This window comes from Arthrobacter sp. Z5-13 (assembly GCF_056499105.1).
Window position 1 is genome coordinate 3,840,575 of the sequence record NZ_CP096460.1, and the last position, 18,175, is coordinate 3,858,749.

Here is an 18,175-nt window from a genome sequence, read left to right on the forward strand (position 1 = left end):
CTGAAAAGTGCAAGAACTGAAAAGGAAGGTCCCGCGATGCGGGGCCTTCCTTTTTCACTTCGACCTCCCGGGGCCGTCACACCTTCTCGCGTGTGCGGTCAACTACCGGTTCAGGAGCGGAAAACTCCCGATGGCGGCGGGGGAAGGCCCAGAACTTGAAGTCCTTTGCCTCAACGCGAGGTTCCGGCATCTCTTCAGGTTGCAGGCGCTCTTCAGGTTTCCGTGAGGCATCCTTCCTGGTGTCACGCCCGAAATCCTTGTTGTATCCGTAGCACATCACTGACCTCCTTATGATGGATGCCCTTTAATCGTCCTCCCAATTGCCGGAGAGCAAAAGGGGCTATGACCGGTCCGGCTCCTTCCGCCGTCGGGAAGTTTGCTGACAGATAACAATAATGTGTCTGTATGCCTAGGATTTCGGCGCCCACAAACGCCGCGCAACGCGCCGAAACCCAACGACGTATCCTGACCGCCTTCGGGGAGCTCCTGTTTTCGCATGGGCTCCCCGGTCTCACCATGACCGACGTCGCCCGCCACGCAGGAGTCGGCCGAACCGCCGTCTACAACTACTACGCGGACATCGAAGAACTGCTGATCTCCTACGCCCTGGATGAAACAGAACGGTTCCTCATCGGGCTCCGCGAATCACTTCAGTCCTTGGACAACCCTGTGGAGCAGCTGGCTCTCTACGTTCGGGCGCAAGTGGAGGACCTCAGCCGCCGCCACCTCCCGCCTGGCCCTGCAATGGGCGCGGTGCTTTCTCCGGCCTCGTTCGCGAGGCTGGCGGATCATGTCGGAGAACTGAGCGTACTTCTGCAGGACATCCTGCGGGAGGCCATGGCCCAGGGTTACCTGCCCGCCGCCGACGTCATCCAGCTGTCGCAACTGATTCATGGCACCCTGTCCTCCAGCGCCGCACGCGGGGACGGAGCAGCGGCTGCCGTCGAGCGGACCGTACGGTTCATTCAGTTAGGTGCCGGCGCCAGGTTCGACGACGGCGGGAGCCTGCCTGTCCGGGTCACCCGGCCGGCGGCACAACCGGCCACTTAGCATCGTCCACAATGCGCCGGGTTTCACGCGGACAGCTGAGCTTCCCGGGTGTCTGGTCAACAAGTTCCGGTGGAGTGAGTGCCTGGTAGTCGTTGGTCAGGATCACGTCCACGCTTGCGTCCGTCCGGTTGTCCTGAAAGTAGTCGGAGCCCGGCACATTCCGCTGGACAGTGAAGGCGGCAGACTGGCCGGCGGATCCCGAAATCACAGCAGCCACCCCCCGGAACCCGGTTTCCTGGTTCCCCACATTTCCGACGGCGAACTTCCGGGCGAGGAACTCGTCCGCCACGGTCCTGGCAAGCCCCGCCCGGCTGGTGCCGTTGAAGACATTTAAATTCACTTTGTCATTCGGCGTGTAGTCGTGGATGGCCGTGGGGCACAGCGTCACAGGTTCCTTGCTGGGCTCAGCCGTCGCAATGGTGACCTGGCCGTTCCAGATTGCCAGGGCCACCACCACTCCGCTCGCAATCAAGGCCAGAAGCAGCACCAGGACCACGCCGTGAATAATCCTGCGGCGCACCCTGATGGGCATGAATTGGCGCTCGTCATGTTCAATTAGCGTGGCCCGCAACTCTGGGCCTGTCACCACGTGGTGCCCGTGGAGTAGAAACGGATCGCGCGGTTTCTTAGCCATCTAACACCAGCACGCGGGCGTGAATGGCGTTCCGCTGATGAAGTGCGGTGCGGACTGCCCGGTGCAGCCCGTCCTCCAAGTACAGCACTCCCCGGTACTCCACAACATGGGGAAAAAGGTCGCCGAAAAACGTTGAATCCTCTGCCAGCAGGGCTTCAAGATCCAGGGTCCGCTTGGTGGTCACCAGCTCGTCGAGACGGACAGGCCGCGGAGGAAGAGCAGCCCAGGCTTTGGGCGTGTTGTAACCATGGTCGGGGTACGGGCGTCCCTCGCCCACAGCTTTGAATATCACTCTGCAAGCCTATGGAAGAAGCAGCCCCAACGGAATGAGTGACCCTCGCCGCGAACAGGTTGTAGCCAAACAGTGACCATTTGTCATGGAGTGCAACGTTCCCCGCGCCCAACGCATCCGGTGAGGCCTGCTGACACAATGGGGGCATGACTGCACCCGAAACTCCCGTGGCCGCCGCCCCGCCGTCGACTCCTCCGTTGGCCCTGCTGCTCGACGTCGACGGGCCAGTGGCAAGTCCCGTCACCCGCAACGTCAAGGCAGAGATTATTGAGGACCTGGTAGCACTGGCCACCGCTGGAATTCCGGTCGTTTTCAACACGGGCCGCTCGGACGCCTTCATCCGTGAACAGGTCATGGTTCCCATGATCGCTGCCGGGATCCCCGCCGGGACCATCATCCATGCCATCTGCGAGAAGGGCGCCGTCTGGTTCAGCTATACCGCAGATGGCCCTGGCCCCGTCCACGTGGACCGGGAGTTGGCCGTTCCCCAGGCGTACGGTGATGACGTCCGCCGGCTCGTGGCGGAGGACTACGCGAGGCATATGTTCTTCGATGAGACCAAGCGGGCAATGGTGTCGGTGGAACAGCACATAGACGTGCCGAGTGCCGATTACCTCGATGAACAGAAACTCTTCGACGCTGATGCCATGGAGCTCATGGTCAGGCACGGTCTGGGTGTTGTTCGGCTGGACCACCATGAACCGGATTCGGACGATCAGGTGGACTACCGCGTGGATCCCACCATCATCTCCACGGATATCGAGTCCATCCGGCTGGGTAAGGATCTTGGTGCCAGCCGGGCTGTTGAGCTGTTGGCGGCCCAGGGCATCACCCCTCAGGCATGGCGCACGGTAGGAGATTCCCGCACCGACTACGCCATGGCTGACTGGCTCCACCACAATGACCACGCGGTGAAGCATGTGGACGTCCGTCCGGCGGATGGCATACCCGAGAAGCCGTACGACATCCTCACAGCGGAGGACCTGGGGCTGGACAACACAGTCATCCACGACGACGCCGGGGGTGCTTTCCTCCGCGGCTGGCGGGACGCACTGACATCCTGAACCCGTACATGCAGCCCAACCGATGTTTGACTCGCGTTTTTTATTCTCCGTTATTATGCAGGTAGAACCCCTCGTATTAAACAGCTCGGAGAATCGCCATTACAGACGCACTGGTCCAGGATGAGATCTATTACGGCAGCCAGCCATCCGACGACGTCCGGAGCCATCCGGAAATAACGTCGCCCGCTGCTGTAGCCCGCCTCAAGAACCGCCCCGACATCATCAGGCACAGGGGCCGTTATGCCCTCATCAACTCCAATCGAACGCCGTATCAGGCCATGGTCGAGGATCTTCTTTTCCTGCGCAATGTGCTGGCCTCTGCCGGTCTGGACTACCTGCTGGTCCGGGGCAATAATGACCGGCCGGTGATCGCCCTGGATTGGAAGGACCGCAAGACACTCCGTTCCGCGCTCGTCGAAGCCTGCCTGGATGAGCCTTTCTATTCAATGACAGTGGACGCCAAGAAAAAGTCGTCGGTGCTGGTTGCCGATGGAGAGTTGTCCACCAACCGTCAGGCGAGGATCTTCCGCCTCTACCGTCCACGCGTTGAACCTGAGGGCGGCTTCGAATTCGGCGCCTCGGCGGGCGTTCAGCTGGAACTATGGAGCTTTGAAGGCAACCAGCTCATCCTGCCAATCGAGAACTCCCTGACCAGGCGTACACTGCTCGCCCAGGATGCGGTCCGTGGAACAGTGGAGCGTTATGGCCACACCTGGCCGACTATCGAAAACATGTTTGCGGACCATGCAAGCGACATCAGTTTTGATATCGATATGGTCTTCTCCTGGGTGGACGGCAACTCCCCCGAGTACATCGCAGCCCGACGTGCCCGGATGGCTGGAGCCGTGTTGGGCGAGGGCGACGACCACGAGGCGCGGTTCAGGCAGATCGACGAGCTGAAGTACGCTCTCCGCTCCGTCTACATGTTTGCGCCCTGGGTGCGCCGGATTTTTATCGCTACCGACTCCCCGGCACCTGCCTGGTTGGCAGACCACCCGACTGTCACGATCGTGCGCAGCGAAGAATTTTTTGCTGACCCATCCGTGCTGCCCACGCACAACTCCCAGGCAGTCGAGTGCCAGCTGCACCACATCGAAGGCCTGTCCGAGCACTTCCTCTACTCCAATGACGACATGTTCTTCGGCCGGTCAGTGGCACCGGACATGTTCTTCACGCCGGGGGGAATCACCAAGTTCATCGAGGCAGAGACCCGCATCGGCCTTGGAGATAACGACGCCGAGCGCAGCGGGTTCGAGAACGCGGCCCGGGTCAACCGGAAACTCCTGTGGAACCGCTTCGGCCGGATCACCACCAGGCACCTGGAACACGCCGCAGCCCCTCTACGGCGCAGCGTGGTGGCCCGGATGGAGAAGGAATTCCCTGACGAGTTCACCAAGACGGCGGCCAGCGTTTTCCGGGCGGCCGACAATATCTCGGTGACCAACTCCTTCTACCACTACTACGCGCTGTTGACCGGCAGGGCCACGACGCAGACAGCCGCGAAGGTCCGCTACATCGACACCACAGTCCGGGCCGGGCTGAACTATCTCCCCAAGCTGTTGGCCAAGCGGAACATGGATTTTTTCTGCCTCAACGACGGCAGCTTCCCAGAGGTCCCCGCGGATGAGCGGGCCGACCTTGTGACGGATTTCCTGGAGAACTACTTCCCCATCAAGGCACCCTGGGAGAAGTGATCCAAGCCGAATAAAGTCAGGGGCTGCTGACGACCCTGGGCTTCGCAACGCCCTGGGTCTTTGCCCGTTCAGGGATCACAATTCCGGCGGCAGCCAGCCGCTTCTGGGTGTCCTCTGCGCTGACGAATTCGCCAACAGTGGGGGTCTGGCCCAGCGGAACCACGGAGTGAACGATGGTGTGTTCGTAGACATGGACCAGGTTGAATGCCTGCCCGCCGTCCCTGCCACGCGAACCGCCAACGGGAACGTTCAGGTCCTGGGTGTAACACGTCGCTGAGGCGACGGACACGGGAATCCCGGCGAAGCTGGCGGTAGTGGAATAGTGCAGGTGGCCGGCCAAAATGGTGCGCACATCCGAGCCACGCAGAACGGCTGCCAAGGACGCCTGGTTGCGCAGTTCCACCAGCACCGCCAGGTCCAGCACGGACGGGACCGGCGGATGATGCAAGGCCAATATGGTGCCGTCCGGGGCTGGCGTTTCCAGCTGGTCGGCAAGCCACTCGAGCTGAGCGGGACTGAGTTCGCCGTGGTGGAAGCCCGGCACGGACGTGTCAAGGGTGATCACGCGGAGCCCGTTGATGTAGTAACTGCGGTCTATCGGGGAATCATCTGCAGGCTGATCCAGCAGGCCGGTTCGAAAGTGTGCCCGGTTGTCGTGATTTCCCATGGCCCAGATGACCCGTGCGCCCATGGCCTCGCAGGCCGGGTCAACGATGGCCCGAAGCTTGGCATAGGCCTCCGGCTCGCCCTTATCCGCGAGGTCTCCGGTGAATATGACCGCTTCAGGGCGCACCCCCGAGGCCTGTACTTCCTGGAAGAGTTGGGCCAGGCGGGATTCGCTGTCGATGGCGCCGTAAAGGGGTTGGGGACCTCCCATCAGGTGGGGGTCGCTCAGGTGGAGTAGAAAATGACGCGGCCGGGGGTGTTCGGCCTCGATGTGCTCCATTACTGCCTTCGTGGTTGGTTGGAAGCGGCGCTTCCAGTGTCCCTCTCAGTAATCTTTATCCAACCAGACTTAAGGCAAACAATGTGCAAACTCCGGCTGGCATGTTGAATAATCCTGATTAATCGGCCTCCGTAGGATCAGACATTCCTTCATCCACTATGAGGTAGGGATGGCTTCTGGTTTCAGGGTCACAGTCGGTTGGACGAACTCCAAGGCAGGCGGATCCAGCGTCGGTGAAGGCCCCGGCGCCGTGGTGGTGCCCGGCCCTGCCGCCCCGCTGGCCGTGGGCGTCGGAGTCGGCTCGGCAGTCGCAGCCGACGACGTGGACTCGGTCGGTGTCAGCGTCAGCGTCGGCGTCGGCGTGGGAGTCGGAGTTGAAGTCGTCGGAGTCGGAGTTGGAGTCGGAGTCGGTGTTGGAGTCGTCGGCGTGGGAGTCGGCGTAGGAACGGGCGTCGTCGGCGTGGGAGTCGGCGTAGGAACGGGGGTCGTCGGCGTGGGAGTGGGCTCTACAGGAGTGGAAGGACTTGGTGAAGGCGAGCTGGGCTCCTGGCCGGATGTACCGTCGTCAGCACCGGGATCAGAATGGTCGTGTCCACCATCAACTTGGTGTGCGCCATCCGCCGCTATGGGAATCGCCCACTGCGGAGTCTCGGCGCCTTCGGGACGCTTCTGTCCTGGTGCATAACTGGCCATATCAAGGAAGCCGAGTTCGTCCACCTGCTTGGTGGGCAAAAGCTTCCAATCGGCCGGATTGGCATGCTTTCCGTTGAGGATGGTCTCAAAGTGGAGGTGGCAGCCCGTGGAGGAACCCGTAGTTCCCACGCGCGCAATGACTTCACCGACCTGGACCGACTCCCCTTTTTTGACCGCGATTGCCTCAAGGTGGTTGTAGGTGGTGATCAGGCCATTGCCGTGATCGATCTCCACCCGGTTGCCTCCACCCCAAAGGTGCCAGCCCACGGCCCGGACCACGCCGGCGTCGGCAGAATAGACGCGGGTGCCGCAGGGGGCAGCAAAATCCTGCCCCCAATGGAATTCGCCCGCCATACCTGTAAGGGGGCTGGTGCGGAGACCAAAGGGTGAGCTGGGTACCAAAACTTCCAACGGAGCCATGAGGGAACCGGCGGGAGGGCGCTTCATATCCTGGATAGCAACGTTCAGTTCATGCTTGCCGTCTTTGGAAGTTGTCCTGACAATGGAGCGGCTATAGGAAACAAGGGCGGCAGGATCTGCGGTAAAACCGACGGGAGCATGTATGTCTTCTCCCCCGGCTGAACCCGCCGCGCTCGAAGTGACGCCTGATCCCGCTGATACGAGCGGCGCCGTCGAGACCGTTTGCACCTGGCTTCCGGGACCCTGGACGCCGAAGGCCCAGCCCGCCAGGGCGACGGTAACGGTGGCTCCCAAAATGCGGACAGCAAGGGCGCAAGGGCCGTCGGACCGGCTGCCAGGCCCGGTTGCTGCAGCGTGATTTCCCACTCAAGGACTCCCAAAAGACTCGGTCCGCGATCCCCAAACCCTGCGGACTTACTAACCAATGGGACCACAGGGCATAGAGCCTGTGAACCCTGACGGGCCAAAATCCGCTCAAGCTTAGAGAACATTGCGGAACTCCTGAGGTTATCTTGCGAATCCCACTCAGAATAATTGATTGAGTGAGAATAGAGCATGCGTAACATCCTGAAGGAGTGGCAGGCCGAAATCAGACGGACTCTGAACGGCAACCCGGTATCACTTCCCGAGTGGGTGCCACGGCTGGCCGAGGGAAATGACCCCGGCTACTTCAGCCCTGACTCCGCGGTCTGGACAGTGCACGGATCCATGAGCACCATCGTGGCCGGCATCCGTGCCCTGCTGATGCAAACGCTCCATCCCGGCGTATTATCCGGCGTCCGCGAACACTCCCACTACCGTGAGGACCCCCTGGGGAGGCTTGCCCACACCATCCGCTGGATCATGACCGTCACCTACGGTTCAACCGCAGCGGCCCGGGAAGCATCAGATTGGGTGCTCAGGCTTCATGAGCAGGTTCGCGGCGAATATATTGACGGACACGGCCAAGTCCGGACCTACTATGCGAACGATCCTGAACTCCTGCGCTGGGTTCATATCGCCTTCACCGACGCCTTCCTGGAGACCCACAAAATCTGGGGCGGTCCGGTCCCCGGAGGCCCGGACGCTTACGTTCGGGAGTGGGCCCAGGCCGGCCTGCTGATGGGAGCCGACGCGCCCCCGGTCAGTGAGGCAGAGATGAAAAAGCAGCTGGACGGCTGGTTCGACGCCGGGGACTTACGTTTTGATGAGAGCGTCAAGGAGACCGTGGATTTCATCCGGAATCCCCCGTTGCATCCGATGCTCAAGCCCGGATATCGGGTGCTCTTTGCTGCTGCCGTTTCCAGCCTCGAACCAAAGTACCGGGATCTACTGAGGCTGCAGCCCGCGCGGCTGGGTCCCTTCCCTCTACCAGTGCGGCTGGCAACGCGGGCAACTCTCGGCCTCGTGCATCTCGCACTGGGGCGTCAGAGGCCCAGCGAGCAGGCAGCCCGGCGCCGCCTTCGCCGTCTGGGTTATGAGGTGTAAGGACGCGGAGGGTCCCCCGGCTACGGAGCTGGACGGGACGGTGAAACGAAAACCCCGGGAACGCAAAAGGCCCCGGTCCAGGACCGGGGCCAAAACGCGGAGAATGGGGGATTTGAACCCCCGAGGGCGTTAACCCAACACGCGTTCCAGGCGTGCGCCATAGGCCGCTAGGCGAATTCTCCAGTAGCTTTTGAATCAAAAGCAGATACTAGACTACCTGAACTTTTCGGCATCACCCAATTGAGGAAATTGGATGGATTTCGCCGTTCGATGGACTTCAGCGGCTGCTGACTCGAGCGCGACTTTCAGGACGGGGTTTGACGTTAACGTCAAAATGGACGCCCCCAATGCGCCCACTCCACGGCATCACCGTTGAGCTACTGGGTCCGACCCCCACGCCAGGCCCAGTGACTCACAACCTCGAGATTGCCCCAATCGGTTTACATACGCAATGTTGCGCTGTCAGCCAAGGATAAGCAAGACATTTCTCAGCGGGTCTGCTGGCATGGCAAAGATTGCCACTGGGATGATGGGGCTATGTCACGATTGCACGCAATGGTTACCTACGTACCGGAGAGTCATGCCGACGCCGTTCTGAGGGCAATCGGAGACGCAGGCGCCGGCAGGATCGGGAACTATTCCCATTGTTCGTTCACCGTGCGTGGCGTAGGGAGATTCACTCCCCTCGACGGTGCTGAGCCGTACTTCGGTGCCGTAGGCCAACCCGAACTCGTTGAAGAGATCCGGGTGGAATGCGTTGTGGACAGGGACAAGCTCGACGCCGTTGTGCTGGCACTGCGCGCCGCCCACCCTTATGAGGAACCCGCCCTGATGACTTGGCCGGTGGACGGCCACGCCCGCTGATATCCCTAGGCTCCGTTGAGTTTGGTCCAACCGACGCCTCACTTCTATTCACGTACCGCAGGGCCGCACCTCCGATTTGGCGACATCAAAACTTCAGGTAAAGTTGCTGACGGCCCCTCATGTGGCGTCATCCTGTTGAACTCCCCCAGGACCGGAAGGTAGCAAGGGTAAATGGGCTCTGGCGGGTGCATGGGGGGTCTTTTATGTCTGTCCCGATTGGTAGGGTTTTCTCTGTGACTGTTACTACTGCCCTCTACCGTAGATACCGCCCTGACTCTTTCGCGGACGTTATCGGTCAGGAACACGTCACCGAGCCTTTGATGACGGCTTTGCGGAAGAACCGTGTCAACCACGCCTACCTTTTTTCGGGTCCACGTGGTTGCGGAAAGACCACGTCCGCCCGGATTCTCGCCCGCTGCCTCAACTGCGCCCAAGGCCCCACCGATACGCCCTGCGGAACGTGCCCCAGCTGCATCGAGCTTGCCCGTGGAGGGGCAGGTTCCCTCGATGTGATCGAAATTGATGCCGCCAGCCATGGTGGTGTGGATGACGCCCGGGATCTGCGCGAACGCGCCACCTACGCTCCGGTTCGGGATCGCTACAAGATCTTCATCATCGATGAGGCCCATATGGTCACTTCGGCCGGCTTCAACGCTTTGCTCAAAATCGTGGAAGAACCACCCGAGCACATCAAGTTCATCTTCGCCACCACGGAGCCGGACAAGGTTATTGGCACCATCCGTTCACGAACGCACCACTACCCTTTCCGGCTGGTTCCGCCGGAGCCGCTCATGGCCTACCTTGAATTGCTTTGCAAGCAGGAGAACGTTCCGGTAGCTCCCGGGGTGCTCTCATTGGTCATCCGTGCCGGTGGCGGATCGGTACGCGACTCACTGTCAGTCCTGGATCAGCTCATGGCAGGCGCCGGCCCGAACGGCCTGGACTATGAGCTGGCGGTGGCGCTCCTCGGTTACACCCACGCATCGCTGCTTGATGATGTTGTCGATGCCGTAGCAGCCTCGGACGCAGCCACGGTCTTCCGTGCGGTGGACCGCGTCATCCAGACGGGCCACGATCCCCGCAGGTTTGTGGAGGACCTTCTGGAGAGGTTCCGCGATCTCATCATCGTCAAGGCCATGCCTGAAAGTGCGCAGTCCATCCTCCGGGGCATGCCTGCGGACCAGATCGCGCGCCTGCAGAATCAGGCCCACAACCTGGGCTCCGCTGAGCTTTCCCGGGCAGCGGACGTAACAAACACAGCACTCACTGAAATGACAGGCGCCACCTCACCACGGCTGCATCTGGAGCTGCTCTGCGCCCGGATACTGCTTCCTAGCGCAGAACAGACTGAACGCGGAATCGCTGCACGGATAGATCGAGTTGAGCGGAGGCTGAGCTTCGCTGGAAACGATCCCGCTGCCCCTACCGTTTCCACCCCTGCCGCCACTCCATCGGCACCCTCAACCGTCACCCCAACACGCGCGCCCTCAGCTCCTGATGCCACTGATGCCACTGATGTTAAAACTCCTGCCGTTGATGCCACAGCTGCTTCTGGCACTCGTCAGCGCCCGGCAGCAGTCCCTGCCGAGCCAACCGCTAGCTCGAATGCCGCAGCTCCGGTTGCAGCTCCCTCGCCTGTCGCAGCTGCGGTTCCAGCGGTACCTCCCGTTGCCGGGTCACCGGGATCCGCCGCTGACGCCCGAGCCGCATCTCCGGCTTTGCCGCCAAGGGAAGCCGAAAACTTGCCTGCTCCTGCAGAGTCGCCGTCTGAGGCTGCCGTCGGCACTCGGCCGGGTGGGAATTCGTCGGACGTCGAAGTTCTGCGCCGTGCTTGGCCGGACATCCTGCAGACGCTGACCAGAATCAAGCGCAGCACGTGGGCTTTGGTTGAACCCAATGCCCAGGTTGCCCGGTTTGATGGCCAGGTACTCACCATTGCCTTCACTACCCCCGGGTTGGCGGGCGCCTTTGGCCGGGCTGACCACTCCGACAACCTCCGCCAGGCCATCCACAAGACCATCGGCATCGACTGCCAAATTGAAGCTGTCGCAGGCGGTACCAAGAGTGCAGCGAGCGCTGAGCCAAACCCAAAAGCGCCTACTGACCGGAACCTTCCGGTAGCATCCACTGATGCGGACTGGGGTCTCGATCCTGCCCCAGCTCCGGTTGCGGTACCAGCTCCGGTTGCGGCACCCGCGTCAGCGCCCGCTCCCACTCCGGTTGCGGCACCCGCTCCTGAAAATATCTCTGCGGTAGAGGCAAGCAAACAGGCAGACCCGGGTAACTCATCCGCAAAAGAAACACGTAAGCCCGCTCCCGCAAATAATGGCACCGCCATCAGCAGCGCGCCCGATTCGGCAGGGTCCTACTCCTATCCTGATGACGACTGGGGTCCACCCCTGGACGAAGACGCTCCACCACTGGACGATGAACCTCCAATGGATTGGGAACCTCCAGCGGAACCCCGACAGCAAAGATCTGCACAGCAGCAGGCCCCCCGCGCTGACACCAAGCCTGCGCCTGGACGATCTGCCTCCTCGAAGGCTGCGGCAACCGGCGGCGAGGCGGTTTCTCAAGTAGAGCCGTCCGCAATAAGTGACCCCTGGGCACATGCACGCGAGCAGGCTCCGGGCGTTTGGGTCGTCGCCGTGGAGTCCAATGTCGGCTCCGGTTCCCAGAACGGATCACCCGATTCGCTGGCCTCTGCAGTTGCCTCCTTTCCAGCACCCGCCACTGCCGCAAGCACAGAGGCAGAACCGGCCGCTCCCACACCACGGTACGAGCCGGCCGCCGCGCAGGTCCCGCAACCGGCGCAGGTCCCGCAGCCGACGCAGGTCCCCCAGACAGTGGGAGCCATGGCCGGACCGGCAGGTGCCGCTGCAACGTCGCCTGCCCTGGCGAAGAAGCCCGCAATGGCCACCAGCGCACAAACTGGAACCAAAAGCGCACCTTCGGCCTACACAGTCTCGGCAGCGACGTCGCCGGGTGAAACAGCCGTTCGGCAAAGTTTGTATCAACGGCTGTCCAGCAGCCCGGAGGCGGAGGCCGGACGGGCCAAAGCTCCCGCACGTACGGCTGACGCCGGCGCGGCATTCGTCCAGGACGTCCCCAGCGCTGACGATGAAACCATCGAAGAATCCGGAGTCTTTGGCCGGGCCGCCGTCGAGCGTATTCTAGGCGGGAAGCTCGTGGAGGAGCGCTCCCTGGATGGCAGTCCCCTCCCACCGCGCTTCTAGCTCCCGGGTCTCCGCGTTCCCAGGAGGGCCACTGCCCGATAAGCGCCTGGTTGCAAAATCAGCCAGCATGATCCATCCGAACGAAATCGACCTGAACCAAATCGATCCGAACGAACGAGGACATAGTGTACGAGGGTGCAGTTCAAGAGCTCATCGATGAGCTGGGGCGGCTGCCTGGCGTCGGTCCGAAGTCTGCCCAGCGGCTGGCATTCCATATCCTCGAGGCGGATCCCCAGGATATGAAGCGCCTGGTGGAGGCGATCACAACGGTCAAGGAACGCGTGAAGTTCTGCACGGTGTGCGGAAACGTCACCGAGCAGGAGCTTTGCAACATTTGCCGCGATCCTCGGCGGGACCCCTCGGTGATTTGCGTCGTCGAAGAATCAAAGGATGTTCTCGCCGTCGAACGGACGCGCTCTTTCCGCGGCCGTTACCACGTGCTCGGCGGAGCCATCAATCCCATAGCCGGGATCGGCCCTGAGCAGCTGCGGATCCGTGAACTGCTCACCCGGCTTAATGACGGTGCCATCCAGGAAATCATCATCGCCACTGATCCCAACCTGGAGGGTGAAGCGACGGCAACGTATCTGGCGCGCATGCTTAAGACAATCGGTATAGCCGTCACGCGGCTGGCATCAGGGCTCCCCGTGGGTGGCGACCTGGAGTATGCCGACGAGGTTACGCTGGGCCGGGCCTTCGAGGGGCGCCGCAACGCCCTCAGCTAAGAGTGGCAAGCTAAGCCGATGACCTGCTCGGCTCGAGGGCCAGCTCGGCTAAAGAGAACGGCCCGGCTATCGGGTGCGGCCCTGCCGCAGTTGAGCCTCCGGCATTGGTCAGGACGACAAGAGCCATTCGCGACGCCGTGAAGCCGCATGGCCGGCAAGCAGCAGAGTGCCCGCCATGGCTAGTTGAGTACCGATGCCGACGAGGGCGAGAGGCACCTGAGCCTCAGTTTCCCCCGGCTCATTCGCCCCGGCAGTTGCAGAGCCCACACACGGAATCTGGTTCCCAGCAGCGGCAGCCTCAAGCTCAGCTGGCAGCCAACCCAGGAAAGCGACGGGAGGGGGTGCTTCCCCGGCGAATAGAACAAAAATGAGCAAGGGGTGCGAAGCCCCCAACCAGCTGATGCGCTCAGTGTGGACCACCTCAACAATGCCGGAGAACTCCGGTGAGCACTCGTATGAGGCAATCCTGCCAAGATCGTCCCGATGGACATTAATAGCGACGTGGGCTGGCTCGTACTGCCGCACTGCCGGAAGTAAAGCGATCACGGCTGCGACGTTGCCAAGCAGAAGGAAGGCAGTCACCGACCAGGCAAGTACGAGTCCGCCTCTCCCGGGCAACCACCGTGCTGCGCCGGCAGCTATCCCGGCGAATACGAAAGACTCGAACACCATTACCACCGCCGCGACTCCGACAAGCTGGGCAGGTGCGTTGAAAGCCGCGGAGAGAATGAGCAGTCCCGCTGTACTGGCGGCCGTGAATACCAGGCCCCGCGCAACAGCGAAGAACCATGCGTACAGTAAGCCAACGGCACCACCCGCATCCGCCGTTCCGTGGCTCGACAGGCTCCACAGGAAGGCCACCAGCGAGACGCCCGGCACCAACAGCGCTGCAGTGAAGATGTACGTGTCAGGAAAGGCGTAGACATCAGGGTTGTAGGCCCCGCCGGACACAAACCCTATGGTCAGGAAGATTCCACCGGCCCAGGACAGCAGGAAGACAGTGAGCGCCTGCAACCAGAACCTAAGACTTCGAACTGATGCCCAGCAGTCATGAAGTGCCCGGCGCAGGGCAACAGCAGCCGCGCCTGGAACACCGGGTGCAGCATTCCGGCCATCCCCCGGGCCGGGCCCGTGGCCCGATGGGGAGATACCGGCTTCCTCCCCGATCAGTTCATAGACCGGCTCAGATTCATCGTTGTCCTTACGCTGGCTCACGTTCCAATCGTGAGCCTGTGCCCGCGGGCTGTCCAGCATGCGAAGGCACCGGCTGGACAAGATGGGCTCAGGCGATGCGGGTTCCCCGTGCCAGCCTATGGGCCGGGGTAAGAAGAGAACGCCAACCCAGCCAAATGAGCAGCCCGGCAAGAACCAGCTGGAGCCCCAGCCCCAGGGGCCACATGGGTGTTCTCTGACTCAGGTAAGAGTCCTGGGGTTCACCATTGGCACAAGTGTACGAACCCTCCGGACCAGCCACCGCTTGACGTGCAAGCTGGCTGATGCCCTCGAGCGCGCCCGCACCCCGGAACATGTCACCTTCGCTCCGGTTTGGATAGGGAATTGCATCGGCCACCACTACGTAGGGATTCATGGCGAGCAGCCAGGCCACGCGCTCCGTGCGTGGCACCCTTACCTCATGGAGGGGACCACTGCAGGTATAGGCAGGAGGGGCGGGTGTGCCTTCGGGGACGAGTGGGCTGGAGCTGGGGTAGTTGGGCTGGTTGGCCATGATGGTTCCCTGCGTGAGGCCTGTGCCGAGGCCAAAGGAGATGACGGTGCCGAAAACCAGTGCGGCCACGGCCAGATAGGTAGTGACAATGGAAAACAGCGGACGTGCTGTCAGTGCCGAAATCCCCACGCCCACGGCGCACACAATGCCCACTTCAACGGTAAGCATCAGCAGGGCAACAATCACATGCCCCGGTGTGAGACCACCCTGCATGACGCCGAAAATCAGGAACGGGGTGCTGGTGACGAGAAAAGCAAGGGCAGCCAGCCAGGCGGCGAAGAACTTTCCCCAGAGTATCTGCCCCGGCGTGAGGAGGGTGATTTGAAGGATGGCAAGGGTTCCGCCGCTGCGGTCCCCGTTGATGGCATTCGCCGAGAGAGCCGGTGCCACGAGCAAGGCAAAGAGCAACACGAAGGCCAGCACGATCTCAAAAATCATGGAGCCCGGGTTCATCGATCCGGCCACGTAACCAAAATCTGAGCCGTTACTGCGGGAGGGTTGGCTGGCGTTCCAGCTTGCCCACGTCAGCCACGTCACCAGGGCTGTCAGCAGGAACCAGATTCCCAGCATGATGTACCAGCCACGTGACCTAAGGCGTTGTTTGAGTTCGAGGACTATGACGTCGCGGATGCCGGCGGCATAGCCTGCGGCGTTCATGCCCGTTGAAGTGTTCTGTGACCCGCTTGTTGTCTGGCTCATCGCTGCTCCACCTCAAGGGTCATGTAGGTTTCTTCGAGTGCTCCTGTTGCCGGTGCGAAAGACAGGACGGGGACATCGGCCAGGACGAGGCCTCGCAGGAGCCGCGCGGCGTCGTCGTCGTTCATCAGTATGAGGCTGACAGCAGCCTTGCGGCTGTTTTCAATGCGGAAGGCGAGTCCAAGCTCGGTGAGCTTCCGGGAAAGTGTCTCGGGGTCGACGGCGGAAATCGCGTAACGCCGTCCGCGTGCCGTAGCTTCCTCCACGGTTTGTTTGTTGACCGTGCGGCCCTGGTTGACGAACACAGCCCCGTCTGCGATTTCATCCAGCTCACTCAGGACATGCGAGGAGACGACAATCGCCTTGCCTGCCTCGGCGAGTTCCCGCAGCATAATGCGCAGTTCCACCCTTGAACCAGGATCAAGGCCTGACGCCGGTTCGTCCAGGAGAAGTACTGAAGGGTCATGGATCAGAGCCCGGGCGAGGCTCAACCGTTGCTGTTGCCCGCGAGAAAGGACCCGTGCCGGCTGGTCAGCGAGGTCAACCAAGCGGACCAGGCCAAGCAAGCCCTCAACCCGGCCGGGGATCCCATGCTTGGGCAGGCGGTAGAAACGGCCCATCTGGGTGAGGATCTCACGGGCCGTCAGGGACTCCCACACCCCTAGAGTGTCCGGCATCCAGCCAACTCTTCGCCTGACTTCAGCCCGTTGCGTCGCTGGGTTCAGCCCATCAACGGCAATGGTTCCTGAATCCGGGGCCAGGAGCGAGGCCAGCATCAGCAGCAGGGTGGTCTTGCCTGCACCATTAGGCCCGATCAAGGCAGTCACTTTGCCTGCTGGTGCGTGAAAGTCCATATGCTCTACGGCGTGCACAGAACCGAAGCTTCGGCTCACACCTCTGGCGATAATTCCGCTTGATGGTCCTTCATCGAGTGGTCCATCAGGGGATGGCACCTCCCGGATCCCGCCAGCTGCAGTCAGACTTCCGTCATTGTCCATGCCGTCTTGCACTTGTCCCCCAACAATTTGTGTGACCGCAGGACTATCTGAAAGCTGGTGCCTCCAAGACACAGGCGGTCCATGGTCACTCGATGCTACGCGGGAAGCACTTCGTCAGCTCGTCCGCAACGGCCACCATTCGGTCACAATTCAGCGCCGGACCTCCCCCGGCGATAAACTGACCCAATAAGGTACGCCGTCGTGCCACTATGGCCGCCTGGCCTTCAGAAACCCGATTAATCCAGTGAGGGTGCGCGCATGAGTATGCCCACTACCGAAGTGAATACCGAGTCCCAGTCACAAGGACTGCCCGAGAACACTGCCGTCACCAAGCAGCTGATCGTGCAAAAGTTCGGCGGCTCCTCGGTTTCCGATGCGGACGGCATCAAGCGGGTGGCCAAGCGCGTGGTGGATGCGCAGAAGGCAGGCAATGAGGTTGTGGTTGTGGTCTCCGCCATGGGCGACACCACCGACGAACTGCTTGACCTTGCTTCCCAGGTGACCGATTCAGCCCCTGCCCGTGAAATGGACATGCTCCTCTCCGCCGGCGAGCGGATTTCCATGGCCCTACTGGCCATGGCCATCAACAAGCTCGGAGCTTCCGCGCAGTCATTCACCGGCTCACAGGCGGGAATGATCACCGACGGTATCCACGGTAAAGCCCGCATCATCGACGTCGATCCCCACCGGATCCGGACCGCCCTGGACAAGGAACACATTGCCATCGTGGCAGGTTTCCAGGGCATGAGCCGCAGCACGAACGAAATCACCACCCTAGGCCGCGGCGGCTCGGACACCACCGCTGTTGCCCTTGCCGCGGCCTTGGAGGCAGACGTCTGTGAGATCTACACCGACGTCGACGGCATCTACACAGCGGATCCGCGGGTAGTCCCCTCCGCCCAGAAGATTGACCGTATCTCCAGTGAAGAGATGCTGGAGCTTGCAGCGTCCGGCGCCAAGATCCTGCACCTGCGTTGCGTCGAGTATGCACGGCGATTCGGCGTTCCGCTGCATGTCCGCTCGTCTTTCAGCCAGAACGAAGGCACCTGGGTTATGCCCGGTGCTGATGACAAGATCACCACTCAAGAGGGAGTTGCCTTGGAGCAGCCAATCATCTCCGGCGTTGCACACGACCGTTCCGAAGCAAAAGTCACCGTGGTTGGCGTTCCGGACATCCCCGGCAAGGCTGCGGCGATCTTCCAGGTCATCGCAGACGCGCACTCCAACATCGACATGATCGTGCAGAACGTCTCAACGCATGGCACCGGTCGCACCGACATCTCCTTCACCCTTCCCATTGTTGAAGGTGCGGATGCTCTGAAGGCACTGCATGCCGCGCAGGCCGACATTGGCTTCGAGAGCATCGAATACAACGAGAACGTCGGCAAACTGTCGCTGATCGGCGCAGGCATGCGCTCCCACCCCGGCGTCTCCGCCACCTTCTTCAAGGCGCTGTCCGACGCCGGCATCAACATCAACATGATTTCCACGTCAGAGATCCGCATCTCGGTGGTGACCCACGCTGACCTTCTGGACGACGCCGTGCGCGCGATCCACAAGGCGTTTGATCTGGACAGCGAAGACGTGGCAACTGTGTACGGCGGCACCGGGCGCTAACCCGGGCTCGTCTCTGGTCCAGCCTTATCCCTGGACCGGTCTCAAGAAGCACA

16 protein-coding genes, 1 tRNA gene and 1 other RNA gene are annotated in these 18,175 nt (G+C 61.7%); 9 read left to right on the top strand and 9 right to left on the bottom strand.

Annotation, left to right across the window (positions count from 1 at the left end; all coding sequences use genetic code 11):
- Positions 1 to 76 precede the first annotated feature (76 nt).
- Entirely contained in the window at positions 77 to 277 is a 201-nt protein-coding gene (locus M1E02_RS17820; RefSeq protein ID WP_479378210.1) for a hypothetical protein, read from the bottom strand.
- A 128-nt stretch (positions 278 to 405) separates the two neighbouring features.
- Between M1E02_RS17820 and M1E02_RS17825 the strand changes: the two genes are divergently transcribed.
- Positions 406 to 1,050, top strand: a complete 645-nt coding sequence (locus tag M1E02_RS17825) for a TetR/AcrR family transcriptional regulator (RefSeq protein WP_479375520.1) — start codon at positions 406 to 408, stop codon at positions 1,048 to 1,050.
- Here M1E02_RS17825 and M1E02_RS17830 read toward each other — a convergent pair.
- Positions 1,019 to 1,684: a LytR C-terminal domain-containing protein gene (locus tag M1E02_RS17830; protein WP_479375521.1), complete on the bottom strand. Its 666-nt coding sequence runs from the start codon at positions 1,682 to 1,684 to the stop codon at positions 1,019 to 1,021. The two genes, M1E02_RS17825 and M1E02_RS17830, sit on opposite strands and share 32 nt — an antisense overlap.
- On the bottom strand, positions 1,677 to 1,976 hold the full coding sequence (locus tag M1E02_RS17835) for a type II toxin-antitoxin system VapB family antitoxin (protein ID WP_479375522.1): 300 nt from the start codon (positions 1,974 to 1,976) through the stop codon (positions 1,677 to 1,679). Before M1E02_RS17835 ends, M1E02_RS17830 begins: the two co-directional genes overlap by 8 nt.
- Before the next feature lie 146 nt (positions 1,977 to 2,122).
- Between M1E02_RS17835 and M1E02_RS17840 the strand changes: the two genes are divergently transcribed.
- On the top strand, positions 2,123 to 3,040 hold the full coding sequence (locus M1E02_RS17840; protein WP_479375523.1) for a hypothetical protein: 918 nt from the start codon (positions 2,123 to 2,125) through the stop codon (positions 3,038 to 3,040).
- Between the two features lie 278 nt (positions 3,041 to 3,318).
- Positions 3,319 to 4,734, top strand: coding sequence for a stealth conserved region 3 domain-containing protein (locus tag M1E02_RS17845; RefSeq protein ID WP_479375524.1), 1,416 nt, complete (start codon positions 3,319 to 3,321; stop codon positions 4,732 to 4,734).
- Positions 4,735 to 4,750: 16 nt separating this feature from the next.
- On the opposite strand, the gene M1E02_RS17850 is transcribed toward M1E02_RS17845, so the two are convergent.
- Together M1E02_RS17850 and M1E02_RS17855 are read right to left on the bottom strand one after the other, a co-directional pair.
- The gene (locus tag M1E02_RS17850; RefSeq protein WP_479375525.1) at positions 4,751 to 5,680 is read right to left on the bottom strand and encodes a phosphodiesterase; all 930 of its coding nucleotides are present in this window, start codon (positions 5,678 to 5,680) and stop codon (positions 4,751 to 4,753) included.
- A gap of 156 nt (positions 5,681 to 5,836) precedes the next feature.
- Positions 5,837 to 7,159, bottom strand: coding sequence for a M23 family metallopeptidase (locus tag M1E02_RS17855; protein ID WP_479375526.1), 1,323 nt, complete (start codon positions 7,157 to 7,159; stop codon positions 5,837 to 5,839).
- 189 nt (positions 7,160 to 7,348) lie between these two features.
- Between M1E02_RS17855 and M1E02_RS17860 the strand changes: the two genes are divergently transcribed.
- Entirely contained in the window at positions 7,349 to 8,260 is a 912-nt protein-coding gene (locus M1E02_RS17860) for an oxygenase MpaB family protein (RefSeq protein ID WP_479375527.1), read from the top strand.
- Positions 8,261 to 8,357: 97 nt separating this feature from the next.
- Here M1E02_RS17860 and M1E02_RS17865 read toward each other — a convergent pair.
- A tRNA-Ser gene (locus tag M1E02_RS17865) sits at positions 8,358 to 8,442 on the bottom strand.
- 355 nt (positions 8,443 to 8,797) lie between these two features.
- Between M1E02_RS17865 and M1E02_RS17870 the strand changes: the two genes are divergently transcribed.
- From M1E02_RS17870 to recR, 4 genes are all read left to right on the top strand, one after another.
- Positions 8,798 to 9,124 (top strand): hypothetical protein, encoded by a 327-nt coding sequence (locus tag M1E02_RS17870; RefSeq protein ID WP_479375528.1) that lies wholly within the window; start codon positions 8,798 to 8,800, stop codon positions 9,122 to 9,124.
- Positions 9,125 to 9,232: 108 nt separating this feature from the next.
- Positions 9,233 to 9,329, top strand: an RNA gene (ffs, locus tag M1E02_RS17875) — signal recognition particle sRNA small type.
- On the top strand, positions 9,328 to 12,360 hold the full coding sequence (locus tag M1E02_RS17880; protein WP_479375529.1) for a DNA polymerase III subunit gamma and tau: 3,033 nt from the start codon (positions 9,328 to 9,330) through the stop codon (positions 12,358 to 12,360). The genes ffs and M1E02_RS17880 overlap by 2 nt, the downstream gene beginning before the upstream one ends.
- 125 nt (positions 12,361 to 12,485) lie before the next feature.
- The gene (gene recR / locus M1E02_RS17885) at positions 12,486 to 13,085 is read left to right on the top strand and encodes a recombination mediator RecR (protein WP_479375530.1); all 600 of its coding nucleotides are present in this window, start codon (positions 12,486 to 12,488) and stop codon (positions 13,083 to 13,085) included.
- 108 nt (positions 13,086 to 13,193) lie between these two features.
- On the opposite strand, the gene M1E02_RS17890 is transcribed toward recR, so the two are convergent.
- From M1E02_RS17890 to M1E02_RS17900, 3 genes are all read right to left on the bottom strand, one after another.
- Complete coding sequence (locus M1E02_RS17890; protein WP_479375531.1) at positions 13,194 to 14,300, bottom strand: hypothetical protein; 1,107 nt, start codon at positions 14,298 to 14,300, stop codon at positions 13,194 to 13,196.
- A 67-nt stretch (positions 14,301 to 14,367) separates the two neighbouring features.
- Positions 14,368 to 15,510: an ABC transporter permease gene (locus M1E02_RS17895; RefSeq protein WP_479375532.1), complete on the bottom strand. Its 1,143-nt coding sequence runs from the start codon at positions 15,508 to 15,510 to the stop codon at positions 14,368 to 14,370.
- On the bottom strand, positions 15,507 to 16,334 hold the full coding sequence (locus tag M1E02_RS17900) for an ABC transporter ATP-binding protein (RefSeq protein WP_479375533.1): 828 nt from the start codon (positions 16,332 to 16,334) through the stop codon (positions 15,507 to 15,509). The genes M1E02_RS17895 and M1E02_RS17900 overlap by 4 nt, the downstream gene beginning before the upstream one ends.
- A 429-nt stretch (positions 16,335 to 16,763) precedes the next feature.
- Here M1E02_RS17900 and M1E02_RS17905 point away from each other — a divergent pair, with 429 nt between their 5' ends.
- Entirely contained in the window at positions 16,764 to 18,122 is a 1,359-nt protein-coding gene (locus M1E02_RS17905) for an aspartate kinase (protein ID WP_479375534.1), read from the top strand.
- The last annotated feature ends 53 nt before the right edge of the window (positions 18,123 to 18,175 follow it).

Coding starts and splice junctions, on each gene's coding strand:
- M1E02_RS17820 (WP_479378210.1), bottom strand. CDS start 277: ATGTGCTACGGATACAACAAGGATTTCGGGCGTGACACCAGGAAGGAT.
- M1E02_RS17825 (WP_479375520.1), top strand. CDS start 406: ATGCCTAGGATTTCGGCGCCCACAAACGCCGCGCAACGCGCCGAAACC.
- M1E02_RS17830 (WP_479375521.1), bottom strand. CDS start 1,684: ATGGCTAAGAAACCGCGCGATCCGTTTCTACTCCACGGGCACCACGTG.
- M1E02_RS17840 (WP_479375523.1), top strand. CDS start 2,123: ATGACTGCACCCGAAACTCCCGTGGCCGCCGCCCCGCCGTCGACTCCT.
- M1E02_RS17845 (WP_479375524.1), top strand. CDS start 3,319: ATGGTCGAGGATCTTCTTTTCCTGCGCAATGTGCTGGCCTCTGCCGGT.
- M1E02_RS17850 (WP_479375525.1), bottom strand. CDS start 5,680: ATGGAGCACATCGAGGCCGAACACCCCCGGCCGCGTCATTTTCTACTC.
- M1E02_RS17860 (WP_479375527.1), top strand. CDS start 7,349: ATGCGTAACATCCTGAAGGAGTGGCAGGCCGAAATCAGACGGACTCTG.
- M1E02_RS17870 (WP_479375528.1), top strand. CDS start 8,798: ATGTCACGATTGCACGCAATGGTTACCTACGTACCGGAGAGTCATGCC.
- M1E02_RS17880 (WP_479375529.1), top strand. CDS start 9,328: ATGTCTGTCCCGATTGGTAGGGTTTTCTCTGTGACTGTTACTACTGCC.
- M1E02_RS17895 (WP_479375532.1), bottom strand. CDS start 15,510: ATGAGCCAGACAACAAGCGGGTCACAGAACACTTCAACGGGCATGAAC.
- M1E02_RS17905 (WP_479375534.1), top strand. CDS start 16,764: ATGAGTATGCCCACTACCGAAGTGAATACCGAGTCCCAGTCACAAGGA.